The sequence below is a fragment of the Bacillus sp. CGMCC 1.60114 genome (assembly GCF_042676365.1).
Classification (GTDB): Bacteria; Bacillota; Bacilli; order Bacillales; family Bacillaceae_G; genus Bacillus_A; species Bacillus_A rhizoplanae_A.
This window is the reverse complement of sequence record NZ_JBHTHG010000007.1, coordinates 254648-271154: the sequence shown is the minus strand read 5'-3', so window position 1 is coordinate 271154 and position 16507 is coordinate 254648. Positions and strand designations below refer to the sequence as shown.

The window sequence follows — 16507 nt, the reverse complement described above, 5'->3', positions numbered from 1 at the left end:
AGAGACTCACTATATTGGTGAGTCTCTTTTATTTGCGTATAATAGAGCTGAGATACTCTGTTGTCTTGATTCGTTTTTTGGCTGATTTGAAAGGGGAATGGCATACATGATACATACATATGAGGAAGCAATCGACTGGATTCATAGTCGTTTAAAATTTGGCATTAAACCTGGATTAGAACGCATGCGATGGATGTTAGAGGAACTTGGAAATCCAGAACGTCATATAAAATGTGTTCATCTTGCAGGAACAAATGGAAAAGGTTCCACTCTCACATATATGCGCTATATGTTACAGGCGGCAGAGTATAAAGTAGGAACATTTACTTCACCGTACATTGAAACGTTTAATGAACGGATTAGTATTGATGGTACACCGATTTCAGATCAAGAAATTACAGATCTCGTAAATATGGTCAAACCTGTGGTGGAAAAATTAGATGAAACAGATTTAGGCGAAACGACAGAATTTGAAATCATTACTGTTATGGCACTTTATTATTTTGGAAAGACAAATCCGTGTGACATCGTTTTACTTGAGACAGGTCTTGGAGGGCGTTTTGATTCAACAAATGTCATTCACCCTGTACTGAGCATCATTACAAATATTGGTCATGATCATATGCATATTCTAGGAGATACACTAGAAGATATTGCATTTGAAAAAGCGGGAATTGTGAAATCAGGTGTTCCTGTTATTACAGGTGTGGAGCAAGAGGGTGCGTTAGAGGTTATTCGTACTATTGTAAGTGAAAAGCGTACTCATTTATATGAACTTGGGAATCAGTTTAAAGTAGAACATCTTTTTGCAAAGACGCAAGGTGAACAATTTACATTCTCGTCTTCCTTTCATACATATGAAGACCTTCATATTTCTATGAAAGGACAGCATCAAGTGCAAAATGCGGCGCTTGCGCTTATGGCAATCACATATTTAAAAGTGTATCAGGCGTTCTTAATTGATGAGGAGCATATTCGAAAAGGCTTAGCTGAAGCATACTGGGTTGGCCGTTTTGAACAACTTGCTACGAACCCGCATGTCATCATTGATGGTGCTCACAATCCAGAAGGAGTGCATAGTCTTGTAGAAACTGTTCGTGCTCACTATAGTGAAAAGCGAATTGTCGTTTTATTTACAGCACTTGGGGATAAACAATTGGATGAAATGGTTGGAGAGCTAGAAACGATTGCAGATGAAATGATCTTTACGACGTTTTCATTTGATCGTGCAATTTCCGCTAAGGCTCTTGCTGCTTATTCAAAACGAGAACCGAAACATATTTTTGAGAATTGGCAGGAAGCGATTGATACAACAATAGCTTCTCTGCAAGAAGAGGATGTTTTCTTACTAACAGGTTCTCTTTATTTCATATCAGAAGCTCGTAAATACGTTATTCAAAAAACTAGACAGAAATAAACTGTCTAGTTTTTTAGTTCTACAAATAAAGACGTAAGCATACATATAAGATAACAATATAGGATAATTTGACGAATCTCTTTGACAAATATCTCGTTCTTTTTTGAAACGAGTATGATACGATGCTGGCAATGATAAGAAGTAAGGAGTGGGGGTATGGACAAGCAATCGCGAACAATTTCAATTAAAGTGAATGGAACGGAAGCAAATTATTTAGAAAAGAAAGAACATGAGCAAAAGAAAGAAGAGTTTGAGTGGATGCTGCCAGAGAATACAGTGACAAATAATGTTGTGCCGTTTCAAAAAAATGTATTATCTTCGATGCGAAAAGGTAAAAAAGGATGGAGTAATACTTTTATTTTCACAGTATCCACAGCGATTGTAATTGGGACAGGGTTTGGAATGGGAATGCTGCACCTGTTAACAGACCAAGAAGCAGTTCGTGAAACTACAGCCCCAGCAGTAAATGTTACAGAGAAAAATGAGACAAAACAATCAACAAATGAGAAAAAAGAAGAAAAGAAAGCAGTATCAGCAGCTTTATCACCGCTTACTATTCATTTTGTGCAGGGCGGGGTATTTTCTACGAAAGAAAAGGGACAGGCGTCGTTAAAAGAGTTACAAGAACAAGGAGTCCCTGGAGCGATTATGCAATCAGGCGATAAATATTTACTCATTCTTGGAATGGCAAATGATGAGCAATCTGTTATACAGATGATAGAGCAATATAAACAAAAAGATATATCAGTTATGAAAAAGAAATGGGAGATTACGGATCAAGCACTTCTAAAAGGGAATCAAGAGTACGGATCGTTTTTTGAAAAGCTACAGTCTTTGTACGAAAAATTGCTGCAACAAGCAGCTACAGTGCAGTCCGGGAACAAAATAAATAAAACAAATTTAGAACAAATTAAAAATGAATGGAAGGCAATAAAAAAAGAAGAAACGGCATTAAAGCGAGACGATGTAAAAAAATTATTTACGTATGCATCAGTGGCTGTGCAGACAATACAAGAGGGAAAGCAAGATGTGACAACAATAACAAAATTGCAGCAAGTTTTAGTTGATAGTTTTCTTTCTTATGAAAAAATAGTTTCACAAAAAACAAAAACGTATAATAATTAGATAAGGTTTAACTTATTGTCCCGCTATTCGTGGGCAGTAAGACCCCCACGTCAAGATTCAGAGAGAAGTGAAGAAGATAGGGGGATAAAAAAACACTGATGGAAGTTTCACTTTATTAGAAGGTGGTTTTCTTTTTTTCTTATCATCTGTTTAAGCTGAAGAAAGGGAAGGGGAGTTTAAGCTCCTTTCCTTTCTTTTGTATTTTTTTGTTTAGAAAAACGATATTTTCAAAATTTGAGGAGAAGATATACATTTAGTATGGTTATGTTGTATCTTCCTGATAATTTGGAAAACGAAAGGAGAACGTATGAAAAAACTTATTTTAGCGTCCGGTTCACCAAGGCGTAAAGAATTACTTGAACTAGTAGATATACCGTTTGATGTTGTGGTTAGCGATGTAGAAGAAATAATTGGAGCATATTCATCACCGCATGATATCGTGATGTCGCTTGCGTTGCAAAAAGCATCAGCTGTAGCAAAGGATTACGAAGACTGTGTTGTGCTTGGTGCTGATACAATTGTTACTTATGAGTCGCGTATTTTGGGAAAACCAGTAGATGAGGGTGAAGCGAAAGAAATGCTGCAGCTCTTATCAGGGAAAACACATGAAGTCTATACAGGAGTGGCTCTTATTTCAAAAGAAAAAACAGTGACATTTTATGAGCGTGCAGAAGTAACGTTTTGGGAATTAACAGAAGAAGAAATCGATGCATATGTGCGAACGAAAGAGCCGCTTGATAAAGCTGGTAGCTATGGTATACAAGGAAAAGGCTCTATTTTTGTTCATCATATACAAGGTGATTATTATGCTATTGTCGGCTTGCCAATTGCACGTGTCGTGCGTGAACTAAAACAATTTAATATGTAAAGGAGGCTGAAATATGAGCTGCATTCGTGATGTTGTGAAAGAAGATCAACCACGGGAACGTTTATTGCTAGAAGGAGCAAGCAGCTTATCAAATACAGAACTTCTCGCTATATTACTTCGAACGGGTTCAAAAGAGGAGTCGGTCTTAACATTAGCGAATCGAATTTTGCATCATTTTGATGGATTACGAATGTTAAAAGATGCAACAATTGAAGAAATGACAAGCATTCATGGCGTTGGGATGGCAAAAGCATCCCAACTTATTGCTGCTTTTGAACTTGGACGAAGAATGGTACGATTAGAGTATCAAAATAGATATAGCATTCGTAATCCAGAAGATTGCGCACGTTATATGATGGAGGAGATGCGCTTTTTACAACAAGAACATTTTGTGTGTCTATATTTAAATACGAAAAATCAAGTGATGCATCGACAAACGGTATTTATTGGAAGTTTGAATGCCTCGATTGTACACCCACGCGAGGTTTTTAAGGAAGCTTTTCGCCGCGCTGCTGCCTCTATTATATGTCTTCATAATCATCCTTCAGGCGATCCCGCGCCAAGCCAAGAAGATATTGAGGTAACGAAACGACTTGTAGAATGCGGGAAAATTATCGGGATTGAAATTCTCGATCATATTATTATTGGTGACCATAAATTTGTTAGTTTAAAAGATAAAGGTCATATTTAAGACTATTTTTTTTCTTTATTTTGTTTTATAATGTGAGTTATGAGTTTTTTGTAGGCTTTCGCCTACACTATAACAAAGAACATATAAAAACGTTATGTTTTATATAAATATAATAGTATTTAGAAGAACAAATAAAGTACTTTTGTTAAATTAGAAAGGAAGATACATGATATGTTTGGAATTGGTGGTTTTACTCGTGATCTTGGAATAGACTTAGGAACAGCGAATACGCTTGTATACGTAAAAGGGAAAGGTGTCGTTGTACGCGAGCCATCTGTTGTGGCATTGCAAACAGATACAAAACAAATTGTTGCAGTTGGTAATGATGCAAAACAAATGATTGGTCGTACACCTGGAAATGTTGTAGCGCTTCGTCCGATGAAAGACGGTGTTATTGCTGATTATGAAACAACAGCAACAATGATGAAATATTATATTCAACAAGCACAGAAATCAAACGGCTTCTTCTCTCGCAAGCCTTATGTAATGGTATGTGTGCCATCTGGTATTACAGCTGTTGAAAAACGTGCAGTAATTGATGCAACTCGTCAAGCAGGTGCACGTGATGCATATCCAATCGAAGAGCCATTTGCAGCAGCAATTGGTGCAGAATTACCTGTTTGGGAACCAACAGGAAGTATGGTTGTTGATATTGGTGGTGGTACAACAGAGGTTGCAATTATCTCGCTAGGTGGTATTGTGACAAGTCAATCTGTTCGTGTTGCTGGTGATGAAATGGATGATGCAATTATTCAATATGTGAAGAAAAACTACAACGTAATGATTGGGGAACGAACAGCAGAAGCATTAAAATTAGAAATCGGCTCTGCTGGCGAAGTAGACGGTATTGAGCCAATGGACATTCGCGGTCGTGACTTAGTGACAGGATTACCAAAAACGGTATCAATTCGCCCAGAAGAAATTGCATCAGCTTTAAAAGATACAGTAGATGCAATTGTTGAGTCTGTGAAAAATACATTAGAAAAAACTCCGCCAGAATTAGCGGCAGATATTATGGACCGCGGAATTGTTTTAACAGGTGGTGGTGCTTTGCTTCGTAACTTAGATAAAGTAATTAGCGAAGAAACAAATATGCCAGTTCTTGTTGCAGAAAATCCATTAGATTGCGTAGCAATTGGAACAGGTAAAGCGTTAGACAACATCCATCTTTTCAAAACTGCTCGATAAAATCCATTATTTCAGCATAAAAATTAGTAAATTTAAGAGGGTGTGAACGTGCCACAGTTTTTCTTAAACAAAAGATTAATTGTTTTGTTAGTTAGTATTATTCTTCTCGTGGCATTGATCGGAATCTCATTGAAAGAACGGAAAAGTCTAACATGGCCAGAGCAGTTTGTAAAAGATACCGTAGGAGTTGTAGAACGTGTATTTCAAAAGCCAGCGAACTATGTTGCCGGATTCTTTGAGAACGTAGAAGATGTAAAGCGCACGTATGAAGAAAATAAAGAATTAAAAGCAAACTTGGACAAGTATGCAGAATTGTCCGTAAAGGTGAAAGACTTAGAGAAAGAAAATGCAGAACTTCGTGACATTGTTGGAAAAAAAGATTCGCTTCGTGATTATAATCCAGTTCAAGCAACTGTCATTTCCCGTAATCCAGATAAATGGTATGACCTAATTGGAATTGATAAAGGTGCGCAACAAGGTATTCAAAAAGATGCTGCCGTTATTACATCAAAAGGTTTAGTTGGAAAAGTAAAAAGCGTTTCACAATTCACTTCAACAGTTGAACTCGTAAGCTCATTAAATAGAACAAATCGTATTTCAGCTGTTGTACAAGGGGATAAGCGTGTTTTCGGGTTAATTGAAGGATACGATAAAGAGAAACAACAGCTTATCTTTACAAAAATCCCATCTGGTGTACCAGTAGAGAAGGATCAAATGGTTGTAACTTCGGGCTACGGTGGTGTGTTCCCAGAAGGATTGGTTATTGGGCAAATCGTCGATGTGACATCAGATGAATACGGATTAACACAAACAGCATATGTAAAACCTGCAGCAGATTTAAATGATGTAGATAATGTTATGGTCGCAAAACGAGTTATGCCGACAGTCGATCTAGGGAAATAGGAGGGGGAAGAGATGGAGATTATAAAAAAAGCAATTCTTCCTCTTCTACTTCTTCTCGTGTTTGTACTCGAGAACATGTTTTCCACCCTCGTACCAACGAGTCTTTTTTGGAAGAATACAATTGCAGCTCCGCATTTTTTAATGATTGTTTTATGCTTTATTACAATTTACTATAATTCTGTACAAGGTATTTACTATGGACTATTATTTGGATTTTTGTTTGATATGGTGCATACAGAGCTAGTAGGGATGTATATATTTGCTTATCCGATTTTAGCTTATCTTGTATATCATGCGATGCGAATTTTACAATTAAATCTTTTTATTGTGTACTGTATTGTATTAGCGAGCATTGCTGCGCTGGAGTATTATGTGTATGGATTTTTGACGCTAATTGGTCGTGTTCATATGCCAGCGCATATCTTTTTCATAGACCGTCTTCTTCCAACGTTGTTATTAAACGGCATTTTCTTACTACTGTTTTGTTTCCCACTGAGACGATATATTTTACGTCTTTCAGAAGCCATGGAAGAAAAAGAAAAAAGGATTTTCTGATTTTATGTCGAATTGAATCGGTGGGGTGAGCATTGGTGACAGAAAAAAAGCAACAATATGTGACTATAAAAGGAACGAAGGATGGTTTAGCATTACATCTTGACGATTCCTGTTCATTTCGCGAATTGCTGCAAGAACTTGACGAAAAGCTTTCAACCCATTATTACGAGGGAGATGGACGATCGTTAATTGAAGTACAGGTCAAAGTTGGGAATCGTTATGTGACAGAGGTACAGCAAGAAGAATTGCGTACATTAATTCGTAATAAAAAGAATTTAGTTGTAGATTCTATTGAGAGTGATGTTGTAACGAAAGAACAAGCATTGGCATGGAAAGAAGAAACAGAAATTGTTTCTGTTTCAAAGATTGTTCGTTCAGGTCAAATATTGCATGTAAAAGGCGATTTATTGTTAATTGGAGATGTAAATCCAGGCGGGACGGTTATTGCTGGAGGAAATATTTTTATTATTGGAGCATTACGAGGTATTGCACATGCTGGATATTATGGGGATACAGAAGCTGTTATTGCAGCTTCTGTTATGAATCCAATGCAGCTTCGGATAAGTGACGTAACAACGCGCGCTCCTGAAGAGAAAGAAGAAGGGGCGGAAGGGGCAGAATGTGCCTACATTAATGAGAACAATTACATTGTTGTCGATCGCATTCAACTTCTCACTCATCTTAGACCTAATTTAACAAGGTTAGAAAGGGGAATTGTATAGCTGTGGGAGAGGCAATAGTTATTACATCTGGAAAAGGCGGAGTAGGCAAAACTACAACGTCTGCAAACATTGGAACAGCCTTAGCGTTATCTGGGAAAAAAATATGTTTGATTGATACAGATATCGGTCTGCGAAATTTAGACGTAGTAATGGGGCTGGAAAACCGTATTATATATGATCTTGTTGATGTTGTTGAAGGGCGTTGTCGTTTACCCCAAGCTCTTATTAGAGATAAGCGCTTTGATGAACTCTATTTATTACCTGCAGCGCAGACGAGCGACAAATCAGCGGTAACACCTGAACAAATGGAAGAATTAATACAGCAATTACGTCAAGACTATGATTACATATTAATTGACTGCCCAGCTGGTATTGAACAAGGTTTTAAAAATGCTGTGGCAGGTGCCGATAAAGCGATTGTTGTTACGACGCCAGAAGTATCTTCAATGCGTGATGCCGATCGGATTATTGGACTATTGGAAAAAGAAGATATCGAGCCGCCGAAATTAATTATTAATCGTGTGCGCAGTCATATGCTACATGAACAGGATATGTTGGATGTAGATGAAATTGTACGTACACTTTCAATCGAATTACTCGGTGTTGTAGAAGATGATGATGCAGTTATTCGAGCAACGAATACAGGAGAACCTGTAGCATTGCAACCGAATGGAAAAGCATCAATTGCTTATCGAAATATTGCAAGACGTTTGCTTGGGGAAAATGTACCGTTGCAGCCTCTTGAAAATGAAAAAGAATCGGTTTTCACGAAAATGAAAAAATTCTTCGGAATACGCTAAGAGCACTTCGCATATATGCGAGGTGCTTTCTTTTTGTTTTGCTAAGCAGACTTCCCCCTCAAGATTTAGGAAAACTTCATTTTATTCTCATGAATATCTCCTCTGGACAACTCATACATATGTACAAACTGATTGAAAGAGGAAGGGGTCAGGATGAGAAATAGACGAGTAGAAGAAATAAGAAAACGCATTGCTAAAAGGAAAGCACAGCAGGAAAGAAGAGAAGAAGATGAGGTATTTTCATATGAAGAGCAAGAATATACACCGCTTCTTATTGAAGAAGGAGAAGAAATACACCCTCTTTTTCGAAAAGAAGTATTTCTCTTTAAGCTATTATTATCAGCAATTCTTGTTCTTGTCGTAGCGATCTTATTTAAAAATACAACAAGTTCTCTTGAAGGAACGCGTACAGCTGTTAAACAAGCGATGGAAAAAGAATTTCAATTTGCATCTGTTTCTAAGTGGTATGAATCGCAATTTGGAAAACCGCTGTCTTTTTTACCTTCTAGTGAAAAGAAAACGGTTCAAAAAGAAAAGGATTATGCTGTTCCGGCTTCAGGGAAAGTAATGCAAAGCTTTCATGCTAACGGACAAGGTGTATTTGTACAAACAGCAGCAAATGCAATTGTGGAATCAGTGAATGAAGGAATTGTTGTTTTTGTTGGTCAAAAGGAGGAATTTGGGAATATTGTTCAAGTTCAACATGCAGATGGTACAGAATCATGGTATGGAAATTTAGGGGAAACATCAGTAAAGTTATATGATTATGTAGCGAAAAAACAAAAAATCGGAACAGTTGCGAATGGAACAAATGGGAAAAATGGAAAATTTTATTTTGCTTTTAAAAAGAATGAAAAATTTATTGATCCAATTCAGGTGATTTCATTTGAATAAATACAGTGAGGTTTTATCAAAAATTACCATTCATCCATTGTTTTGGGGAATTATGGCGATTGCAATTTTTACAGCTCATTTTAAAGAATTATTAATATTATTTTTCATTGTCTTTATTCATGAATTAGGTCATGCGATAGCAGCGGCCCATTATAAATGGCGTATTAAGCAAATTCAGTTATTGCCATTTGGTGGGGTAGCTGAGCTTGAAGAGCATGGAAATAAACCGTTAAAAGAAGAATTCATTGTCATTATAGCGGGGCCTATTCAACATGTATGGATGTTAGCCGCTGCTTATTTGTTGTACACGGTAGGTTGGATGGGAGAAGATTTCTATCGTTTTTTTATGTGGAATAACATGATTATTTTGTGCTTTAATTTATTGCCGATTTGGCCTCTTGATGGAGGGAAAATTGTGCTGAATATATTGTCATATCGCTTTCCATTTTTACAGGCGCATAACATTATGATGAGAATATCAATTGCTTGTTTTAGTGCTGTATTAGGGCTGCAACTTGTCTGGAATGGGAAGAATGTGATGATGTGGACATTACTCCTTTTTTTAGCATTCTCTTTATTTCAAGAATGGAAACAACGCCGCTATGTATTTATGCGTTTTTTGTTGGAACGCTATTATGGAAAAAAACGAGAGATTGCAAAGGTTACATCAATTACAGTCGGAAAGGAAACGAGTTTGTACTATATTTTCACACAGTTTCGAAGAGGGTATAAGCATTCAATTATCATACAAGGAGATCATAAGACGCAATATACACTAGATGAAAATGAATTGCTTTACGCATATTTTACAGAAAAAAGAACAACATCATCTGTAGAAGAGTTAATCGGTTAGTGTTGACGATAACACTAACCTTTTATTATTGTATAAAAAAAGGATAAAAGAGAGGAATAGATTGTGAAGACGTTATACATAAATTATATCGGTTCGGAAAAACGAGTTGCTGTTGAAGAAGAGAAAGAGGTTGTGGAACTCTTGTGGCAACGAAATGAGCAAGAACAAATCGTTGGAAATATATATGTTGGGCGTGTTGTGCGAACGATAGCTGGGATGAACGCTGCTTTTGTTAATATTGGTTTGGAGAAGCATGCTTATTTATCATATGAAAACGTGCCATCATCTATGCGTTTACACGAAGGACAATCGCTCCTTGTACAAGTTGTGAAAGAAGCGATTGATACGAAAGGGCCAAAAATAACAGCGAATATAGAATTCACCGGGAAATATGTCGTGTATATGCCCTATGACACAGTTTTTGCCGTTTCCCGGAAAATAAAAGATGCGAGAAAACGAGAACAACTTCTTGCACTAAAAGAAATAGGTGGATTTATTTTTCGTTCTGCATGTGAGAAGGTGCAAATAGAAGACGTACAAGCGGAGATGCAACGTCTTCAGTCTCAATTTGAACTTGTAAAAAGGCAAGAACAAAGAGGAAAAGCACCACTTCTTGTTCATTCTCCTTCTAGTTTTTTAGATCGGATATTTCAAGAGATACCAGTGGAGACAGTTTCAGAAGTGATTGTAGATCAGCGCGGTGTGATACAAGAATTAAACGAGAGAATAGGTGCAGAGAAAGTGACCTTTTTTAATGAGAAGACACCTTTATTTTCTCGCTATGGAATTGATCGTGAAATTGAAAAAGCACTGCAAAAGGTTGTGTGGCTGCCAAACGGAGCCTATTTACTCATCGAACAAATGGAAACGATGACTGTAATTGATGTAAACACCGGTAAATTCACTGGAAAACAAAATTTACAGGATACAGTGCTGCGCACAAATGAAATGGCAGCGAAAGAAATTGCACGGCAACTGCGACTTCGAGATATTGGCGGAATGATTTTAATTGATTTTATTAATATGAAGCGCCGCGAAGAAAAAGAAAAAATAAGAGAAATCGTAAAATCAAACTTAGAAAAAGATCATACTTATACGAGAGTATTAGGATTTACAGAGCTTGGTATTTTAGAAATAACAAGAAAACGAAAAAAACAATCGCTTCGTGATATGCTGTTAACAGATTGTAGAGTTTGTAAAAGCAGCGGTTATGTGTTATCGCACGAAACGGTAGCATATGAGTTAGAACGAGAACTAATTGCTTATAATGGAACAGATGACGAAGCTGTTCTAATAGCTGCTCATCCGAATGTGCAACAAATCTTTTTTGAGAAAGAACTGCAGCGCAATATATCTTTTCAAATTTATTTTATTGATGATGAAGCAACACGTTATACGATTCAACGCTTTGGAACGAAGGAAGAGATACGCGCGCGGAAAAAATAGTTAGTAGAAGATTCATTGACAATAGGCTATGTTTCATGATAACATCTCTATGTTATAGTTTATAGCACCTAAACGGCTATATACTACAACCGCACAGGACAGGTTCCTAAAAGACATTGTATGTCTACCTCGTTTTGGCGAGTCTTAGTAATTATGAGGAGGTGCAATTATGTACGCAATTATCGAAACAGGTGGAAAACAAATTAAAGTTGAAGCTGGTCAAGCAATCTACGTAGAGAAATTAGACGTAGAAGCTGGTGAAACTGTTACTTTTGACAAAGTTCTTTTCGTTGGTGGCGAAACTGTTAAAGTTGGTAGCCCAGTTGTAGAAGGTGCAACGGTTACTGCGAAAGTTGAAAAACAAGGTCGCGCTAAGAAAATCATCGTTTTCAAATACAAAGCGAAAAAGAACAATCGTAAAAAACAAGGTCACCGTCAACCATACACGAAATTAGTGATTGAAGCAATCAACGCTTAATTCGGGTTGTCATGATTAAAATTACGATTAACCGCACGAAATTAGGAAGTATCCAATCATTTAAAATGACCGGACATGCCAATTTTGCGCCGCATGGACAAGATCTTGTCTGTGCTGGAACAACAGCGGTTGTATTTGGTGTGATAAATGCTGTGGAATCACTTTGTAATGTGCAAGCAACTATTGAACTTGGAAAAGATGGCGGATTCTTGACGTATGAATTGCCTAGTGATCTAGATGATTCTATAAAAGAAAAAGCTTGTTTTCTGTTAGAGGGCATGGTTGTTTCGCTAAAAACGATTGAACTTGATTACGGAAAATATATCCGATTAATAGAAAAAGTGCAGGAGGTGTAACGTATGTTAAGATTAGATCTTCAGTTTTTCGCATCTAAGAAAGGTGTAGGTAGCACAAAGAACGGTCGTGACTCTATCGCAAAACGTCTTGGTGCTAAGCGTGCAGACGGTCAATTCGTAACAGGTGGATCAATCCTTTACCGTCAACGCGGTACAAAAATTTATCCAGGTGTTAACGTTGGTCGTGGTGGCGATGACACATTATACGCGAAAGTTGACGGCGTAGTACGCTTCGAGCGTCTTGGCCGTGACCGCAAACAAGTGAGCGTATATCCTGTTGCTCAAGAAGCATAAGAAACTCACGGAAAGCTCTAACCTGGGTGCAGGTTAGAGTTTTTCTATATTAAAGGGGTATATGGATGAAGGGAAAATGGACAATTATAGATGCGCTGCGTCACTCGAGACATGATTGGCTCAATCGTATGCAGATGATTAAAGGAAATCTTTCGCTTGGAAGAGTGGAAGAAATTCATGAGCTCATCGATCGTTTTGTCCAAGAAGCGAGACAAGAATCGAATCTGATGGGGCTTTCTATGCCCAAGTTTTCAGAATGGATTTTAACATATAATTGGAAACAGCACCCGTGCTTGTTGGAGTACGAAGTATTAGGAAAGATACATAATTTATCACATCTAGATGAGAGTATTTCTATATGGACGACTCAATTTTTCCAAATGCTTGAGCATAGTTTAGACATTTATGTTGAAAATTATGTTTGTATCACAGTTGAATGTGAAGATGAGGATGCTCGTTTCTTTTTTGATTTTCGTGGCAAGCTAACGGATGTACAAGAAATACAAGAATGGCTTGCTAATCAGCATAATAAATGGTTTTCCATTTCTTATACAGTACGAGATGAAGAAATTTCGGTTATATTACAAATACTAGAAAAAAGTGTGGTGAAATAATGTTTGTAGATCAGGTCAAGATATATGTAAAAGGTGGCGACGGTGGAAACGGAATGGTTGCGTATCGTCGTGAGAAATATGTTCCAAAAGGTGGCCCAGCAGGCGGTGATGGTGGTAAAGGTGCCGATGTTGTTTTCGTTGTAGACGAAGGATTACGTACATTAATGGATTTCCGCTATCAGCGTCATTTTAAAGCAGATCGCGGTCAACATGGAATGAGTAAAAACCAACATGGCCGTAAAGCGGATGATTTAATTGTAAAGGTTCCGCCGGGAACAGTTGTAAAAGATGAAGCTACTGGTCAAATTCTTGCGGATTTAGTAACGCATGAGCAATCAGCAGTTATCGCACGCGGTGGACGTGGTGGACGTGGTAACTCACGTTTTGCGACGCCAACGAACCCAGCTCCAGAAATCGCTGAGAACGGGGAGCCAGGTCAAGAGCGTGAAGTAGTACTAGAATTGAAAGTGTTAGCTGATGTTGGACTTGTTGGTTTCCCAAGCGTTGGTAAATCAACATTATTGTCTGTTGTATCATCGGCACGTCCGAAAATTGCCGAATATCACTTTACAACAATTGTTCCAAACCTTGGAGTAGTTGAAACAGGTGATGGCCGTAGCTTTGTTATGGCAGACCTTCCAGGATTGATTGAAGGTGCACACGCAGGTGTTGGACTTGGACATCAATTTTTACGTCATATTGAGCGTACACGCGTTATCATTCATGTGATTGATATGTCTGGTTTAGAAGGACGAGATCCATATGAGGATTACGTAACGATTAATAACGAGTTAAAAGAATATAATCTGCGTCTAACAGAGCGTCCACAAGTTGTTGTTGCAAACAAAATGGATATGCCAGATGCAGAGGAAAATTTACAAGCGTTTAAAGAAAAAGTGGGCGATGAAGTTAAAATCTTCCCTATTTCTGCAGTAACGCGTCAAGGTGTTCGTGATTTACTATTTGAAGTAGCAAATCTAATAGAAACAACACCAGAATTCCCAGTGCATGAAGTGATTAGTGAATCAGATGCAAGTGTAATGTACAAATTTGAGGCTGAAGGTTCTAAATTTGAAATTACACGTGAAAGCGATGGTACATTTGTCATTTCTGGTTATGACATTGAGAAAACATTCAAGATGACAGACTTTACTCGTGATGAATCTGTGCGCAGATTCGCTCGTCAAATGCGCGGTATGGGCATTGATGAAGCACTTCGTGCACGCGGTGCAAAAGACGGCGATATTGTAAAAATTCTTGAATATGAATTTGAATTTATCGACTAAAGACTGCCGAAATACGGCAGTCTTTTTTATTTGCCAAAGTAAAAAAATCTCCTCAAATGACAATTTACCCTTATAATGGAAAATGGGTAGATGTAAGGCATGTAGTAATTGTGCCTTCATGTGCTTTTAAAAAGGGAGTGGGGAATTGTATGTATAAAATATTAATTGTAGAAGATGATCTGAAAATTTCTGATATTTTAGAAGGACATCTAGAGAAATACGGTTATCAGTCATTTCGCGTGCAAGATTTTCGTCATATAAAAGATGAATTTGCAAAAGTGAACCCTCATTTAGTTTTACTTGATATTAATTTACCATACTTTGACGGCTTTTATTGGTGCCGTCAAATTCGTACTATTTCCAATGCGCCGATTATTTTCGTTTCTGCACGTACGGGAGAAATGGATCAAGTGATGGCAATTGAAAATGGCGGAGATGATTACATTACGAAACCATTTCATTTAGATATTGTCATGGCAAAGGTAAAAAGTGCACTGCGCCGTGTGTACGGTGAATATGCTTCAGGGGCGGAAAGTGATTACTTTGGAGTCAGTGGGTTACTTTTATTTCCAGCACAACATATGGTAGAGTGGCAAGGAAAGCAAGTGGAGCTTACAAAAAATGAGTATTATTTATTAGAATGCTTAATGAAGCAAGCGGATCAATATGTAACGAGAGAAGAATTATTAGAGGCGTTATGGGATGAAATTGCTTTTGTTGATGACAATACCTTAACTGTAAATGTAAAGCGTGTTCGTAAAAAGTTAGAGGAGATTGGTATTAGCGATGCAATTGTTACGAAACGGGGCTATGGATATGCGCTTCTAACGAATTGGGTGAATGAACATGAATCTTAAAAAGTATGTGATGGACCGCACCGCATTGTTTGTTTCTTACATCATGAGTGTGGTTCTATTTGGTCTTGTCTTACAGTTGCAAGCTTTTTTGCAGAAACAATCTATAAATTGGATTACTTGGCTATATGGATTATTATTATCAATCGTCGTTTTTGCTTTCTTTCTTATGTATGATTATCGGAAAAGGCAAGCTTTCTTACAAAAGGTAGAGCATTACATTGCGGAGGGACACGAGTTGCATCATTCTTTATCAATCAGTTCCTCATATACATATGAACAAGAAGCGATTGTGGAAGCCTTTTCTCTCCTAAGACAACAATATATGAATGAAATGCATGAACAACAGGCAAAAGGAGAGCAGCAAACAATTTTTATGAACCAGTGGATTCATCAAATGAAAACGCCGGTATCTGTCATTGAACTATTGCTGCAAAAGCTTGGACAAACGCACCGCGAAGCAAGAGATACGATTGAAAGTATTCGTGAAGAAAATAATCGTATTTTACAGGGGTTAGATTTAGCGCTTCATATGGCACGCCTCGAACAGTTTGGGAAAGATTATAAAATAGAAGAAGTCAATGTAGTGGACATTGTTCGTGATAGTATTAACCAGCATAAAAAAACATTCATTCAATATTCTGTATATCCGAAAGTTATGTTTCATAAAGAGCAGTATATGGTAGCTTCGGACCAAAAATGGCTTAGTATTGCGATCAATCAAATTGTGATGAATGCACTGAAGTATACAAGAATTACAGAGAAAGAGAAAAAAGAAATTACATTTCAGATAGAAGAAACAGAAAATACTCTTATATTACATATTCGTGATAGCGGAATAGGGATTCCAAAACAAGATATAAAGCGAATTTTTGAACCATTTTTTACAGGGGTTAATGGACGGAAAACAAGAGAAGCGACAGGTATGGGATTATACATTACAAAGCAAATTTGTAATCATCTTAGCCATGGAATTGATGTACAGTCGATAGAGAATGAGGGGACAACTTTTACGTTCCGATTCTCAAAAGACAAAGGATATCATCAAATGATGAGGAAAATGACAAAATTGTAAGATAACAAACCGTTTTGTAAGGGAAATCACTCGTTACTTTCCCTCGTTTTTTCTATAGTAAAAGTAAGAAGAAAATACATAGGGGGAT

General features: G+C 37.4%; 19 protein-coding genes and 1 other annotated feature. All 19 genes read left to right on the top strand.

Going from position 1 to position 16507, the window contains the following annotated elements:
• Positions 1-106: 106 nt before the first annotated feature.
• Positions 107-1417, top strand: coding sequence for a bifunctional folylpolyglutamate synthase/dihydrofolate synthase (locus ACFQZ1_RS04530; RefSeq protein ID WP_377880900.1), 1311 nt, complete (start codon positions 107-109; stop codon positions 1415-1417).
• Between the two features lie 156 nt (positions 1418-1573).
• Positions 1574-2542, top strand: a complete 969-nt coding sequence (locus ACFQZ1_RS04525) for a stage II sporulation protein B (RefSeq protein WP_377880899.1) — start codon at positions 1574-1576, stop codon at positions 2540-2542.
• Between the two features lie 307 nt (positions 2543-2849).
• Complete coding sequence (locus ACFQZ1_RS04520) at positions 2850-3410, top strand: Maf family protein (protein WP_377880898.1); 561 nt, start codon at positions 2850-2852, stop codon at positions 3408-3410.
• Between the two features lie 13 nt (positions 3411-3423).
• Positions 3424-4101, top strand: a complete 678-nt coding sequence (gene radC / locus ACFQZ1_RS04515) for a RadC family protein (protein WP_377880897.1) — start codon at positions 3424-3426, stop codon at positions 4099-4101.
• Between the two features lie 171 nt (positions 4102-4272).
• Positions 4273-5289, top strand: coding sequence for a cell shape-determining protein MreB (mreB, locus tag ACFQZ1_RS04510; RefSeq protein WP_377880896.1), 1017 nt, complete (start codon positions 4273-4275; stop codon positions 5287-5289).
• 48 nt (positions 5290-5337) lie between these two features.
• Complete coding sequence (mreC, locus tag ACFQZ1_RS04505) at positions 5338-6192, top strand: rod shape-determining protein MreC (protein WP_377880895.1); 855 nt, start codon at positions 5338-5340, stop codon at positions 6190-6192.
• A 12-nt stretch (positions 6193-6204) separates the two neighbouring features.
• Positions 6205-6747, top strand: coding sequence for a rod shape-determining protein MreD (mreD, locus tag ACFQZ1_RS04500; protein WP_377880894.1), 543 nt, complete (start codon positions 6205-6207; stop codon positions 6745-6747).
• 35 nt (positions 6748-6782) lie between these two features.
• On the top strand, positions 6783-7469 hold the full coding sequence (gene minC, locus ACFQZ1_RS04495; RefSeq protein WP_377880893.1) for a septum site-determining protein MinC: 687 nt from the start codon (positions 6783-6785) through the stop codon (positions 7467-7469).
• Between the two features lie 2 nt (positions 7470-7471).
• Positions 7472-8269, top strand: a complete 798-nt coding sequence (gene minD, locus ACFQZ1_RS04490; protein ID WP_230573848.1) for a septum site-determining protein MinD — start codon at positions 7472-7474, stop codon at positions 8267-8269.
• Between the two features lie 153 nt (positions 8270-8422).
• Positions 8423-9163 carry a peptidoglycan DD-metalloendopeptidase family protein gene (locus tag ACFQZ1_RS04485; RefSeq protein ID WP_377880892.1) on the top strand — a complete coding sequence of 247 codons (741 nt, stop codon included), beginning with the start codon at positions 8423-8425 and terminating at the stop codon, positions 9161-9163.
• On the top strand, positions 9156-10016 hold the full coding sequence (locus ACFQZ1_RS04480; protein ID WP_377880891.1) for a M50 family metallopeptidase: 861 nt from the start codon (positions 9156-9158) through the stop codon (positions 10014-10016). Before ACFQZ1_RS04485 ends, ACFQZ1_RS04480 begins: the two co-directional genes overlap by 8 nt.
• 63 nt (positions 10017-10079) lie before the next feature.
• The gene (locus ACFQZ1_RS04475; protein WP_377880890.1) at positions 10080-11462 is read left to right on the top strand and encodes an Rne/Rng family ribonuclease; all 1383 of its coding nucleotides are present in this window, start codon (positions 10080-10082) and stop codon (positions 11460-11462) included.
• A 77-nt stretch (positions 11463-11539) separates the two neighbouring features.
• Positions 11540-11617: a sequence feature (ribosomal protein L21 leader region), on the top strand.
• 14 nt (positions 11618-11631) lie between these two features.
• Positions 11632-11940: a 50S ribosomal protein L21 gene (rplU, locus tag ACFQZ1_RS04470; protein ID WP_020059958.1), complete on the top strand. Its 309-nt coding sequence runs from the start codon at positions 11632-11634 to the stop codon at positions 11938-11940.
• Between the two features lie 11 nt (positions 11941-11951).
• The gene (locus ACFQZ1_RS04465; RefSeq protein WP_377880889.1) at positions 11952-12296 is read left to right on the top strand and encodes a ribosomal-processing cysteine protease Prp; all 345 of its coding nucleotides are present in this window, start codon (positions 11952-11954) and stop codon (positions 12294-12296) included.
• A gap of 3 nt (positions 12297-12299) precedes the next feature.
• Positions 12300-12590 (top strand): 50S ribosomal protein L27, encoded by a 291-nt coding sequence (gene rpmA, locus ACFQZ1_RS04460; protein ID WP_369902463.1) that lies wholly within the window; start codon positions 12300-12302, stop codon positions 12588-12590.
• A 65-nt stretch (positions 12591-12655) separates the two neighbouring features.
• On the top strand, positions 12656-13204 hold the full coding sequence (locus ACFQZ1_RS04455; RefSeq protein ID WP_377880888.1) for a Spo0B C-terminal domain-containing protein: 549 nt from the start codon (positions 12656-12658) through the stop codon (positions 13202-13204).
• The gene (gene obgE, locus ACFQZ1_RS04450; protein ID WP_377880887.1) at positions 13204-14490 is read left to right on the top strand and encodes a GTPase ObgE; all 1287 of its coding nucleotides are present in this window, start codon (positions 13204-13206) and stop codon (positions 14488-14490) included. Before ACFQZ1_RS04455 ends, obgE begins: the two co-directional genes overlap by 1 nt.
• A gap of 149 nt (positions 14491-14639) precedes the next feature.
• A complete protein-coding gene (locus tag ACFQZ1_RS04445) occupies positions 14640-15347 on the top strand; it encodes a winged helix-turn-helix domain-containing protein (protein ID WP_377880886.1) in 708 nt (235 codons plus the stop codon).
• Entirely contained in the window at positions 15337-16419 is a 1083-nt protein-coding gene (locus tag ACFQZ1_RS04440) for a sensor histidine kinase (RefSeq protein WP_377880884.1), read from the top strand. The genes ACFQZ1_RS04445 and ACFQZ1_RS04440 overlap by 11 nt, the downstream gene beginning before the upstream one ends.
• Positions 16420-16507 lie beyond the last annotated feature (88 nt).

Excerpts from the sequence above, each read along its gene's own strand:
- ACFQZ1_RS04530 (WP_377880900.1), top strand. The coding sequence starts at position 107 with ATGATACATACATATGAGGAAGCAATCGACTGGATTCATAGTCGTTTA.
- ACFQZ1_RS04525 (WP_377880899.1), top strand. The coding sequence starts at position 1,574 with ATGGACAAGCAATCGCGAACAATTTCAATTAAAGTGAATGGAACGGAA.
- ACFQZ1_RS04520 (WP_377880898.1), top strand. The coding sequence starts at position 2,850 with ATGAAAAAACTTATTTTAGCGTCCGGTTCACCAAGGCGTAAAGAATTA.
- radC (WP_377880897.1), top strand. The coding sequence starts at position 3,424 with ATGAGCTGCATTCGTGATGTTGTGAAAGAAGATCAACCACGGGAACGT.
- mreB (WP_377880896.1), top strand. The coding sequence starts at position 4,273 with ATGTTTGGAATTGGTGGTTTTACTCGTGATCTTGGAATAGACTTAGGA.
- mreD (WP_377880894.1), top strand. The coding sequence starts at position 6,205 with ATGGAGATTATAAAAAAAGCAATTCTTCCTCTTCTACTTCTTCTCGTG.
- ACFQZ1_RS04485 (WP_377880892.1), top strand. The coding sequence starts at position 8,423 with ATGAGAAATAGACGAGTAGAAGAAATAAGAAAACGCATTGCTAAAAGG.
- rplU (WP_020059958.1), top strand. The coding sequence starts at position 11,632 with ATGTACGCAATTATCGAAACAGGTGGAAAACAAATTAAAGTTGAAGCT.
- ACFQZ1_RS04465 (WP_377880889.1), top strand. The coding sequence starts at position 11,952 with ATGATTAAAATTACGATTAACCGCACGAAATTAGGAAGTATCCAATCA.
- rpmA (WP_369902463.1), top strand. The coding sequence starts at position 12,300 with ATGTTAAGATTAGATCTTCAGTTTTTCGCATCTAAGAAAGGTGTAGGT.
- ACFQZ1_RS04455 (WP_377880888.1), top strand. The coding sequence starts at position 12,656 with ATGAAGGGAAAATGGACAATTATAGATGCGCTGCGTCACTCGAGACAT.
- obgE (WP_377880887.1), top strand. The coding sequence starts at position 13,204 with ATGTTTGTAGATCAGGTCAAGATATATGTAAAAGGTGGCGACGGTGGA.
- ACFQZ1_RS04445 (WP_377880886.1), top strand. The coding sequence starts at position 14,640 with ATGTATAAAATATTAATTGTAGAAGATGATCTGAAAATTTCTGATATT.
- ACFQZ1_RS04440 (WP_377880884.1), top strand. The coding sequence starts at position 15,337 with ATGAATCTTAAAAAGTATGTGATGGACCGCACCGCATTGTTTGTTTCT.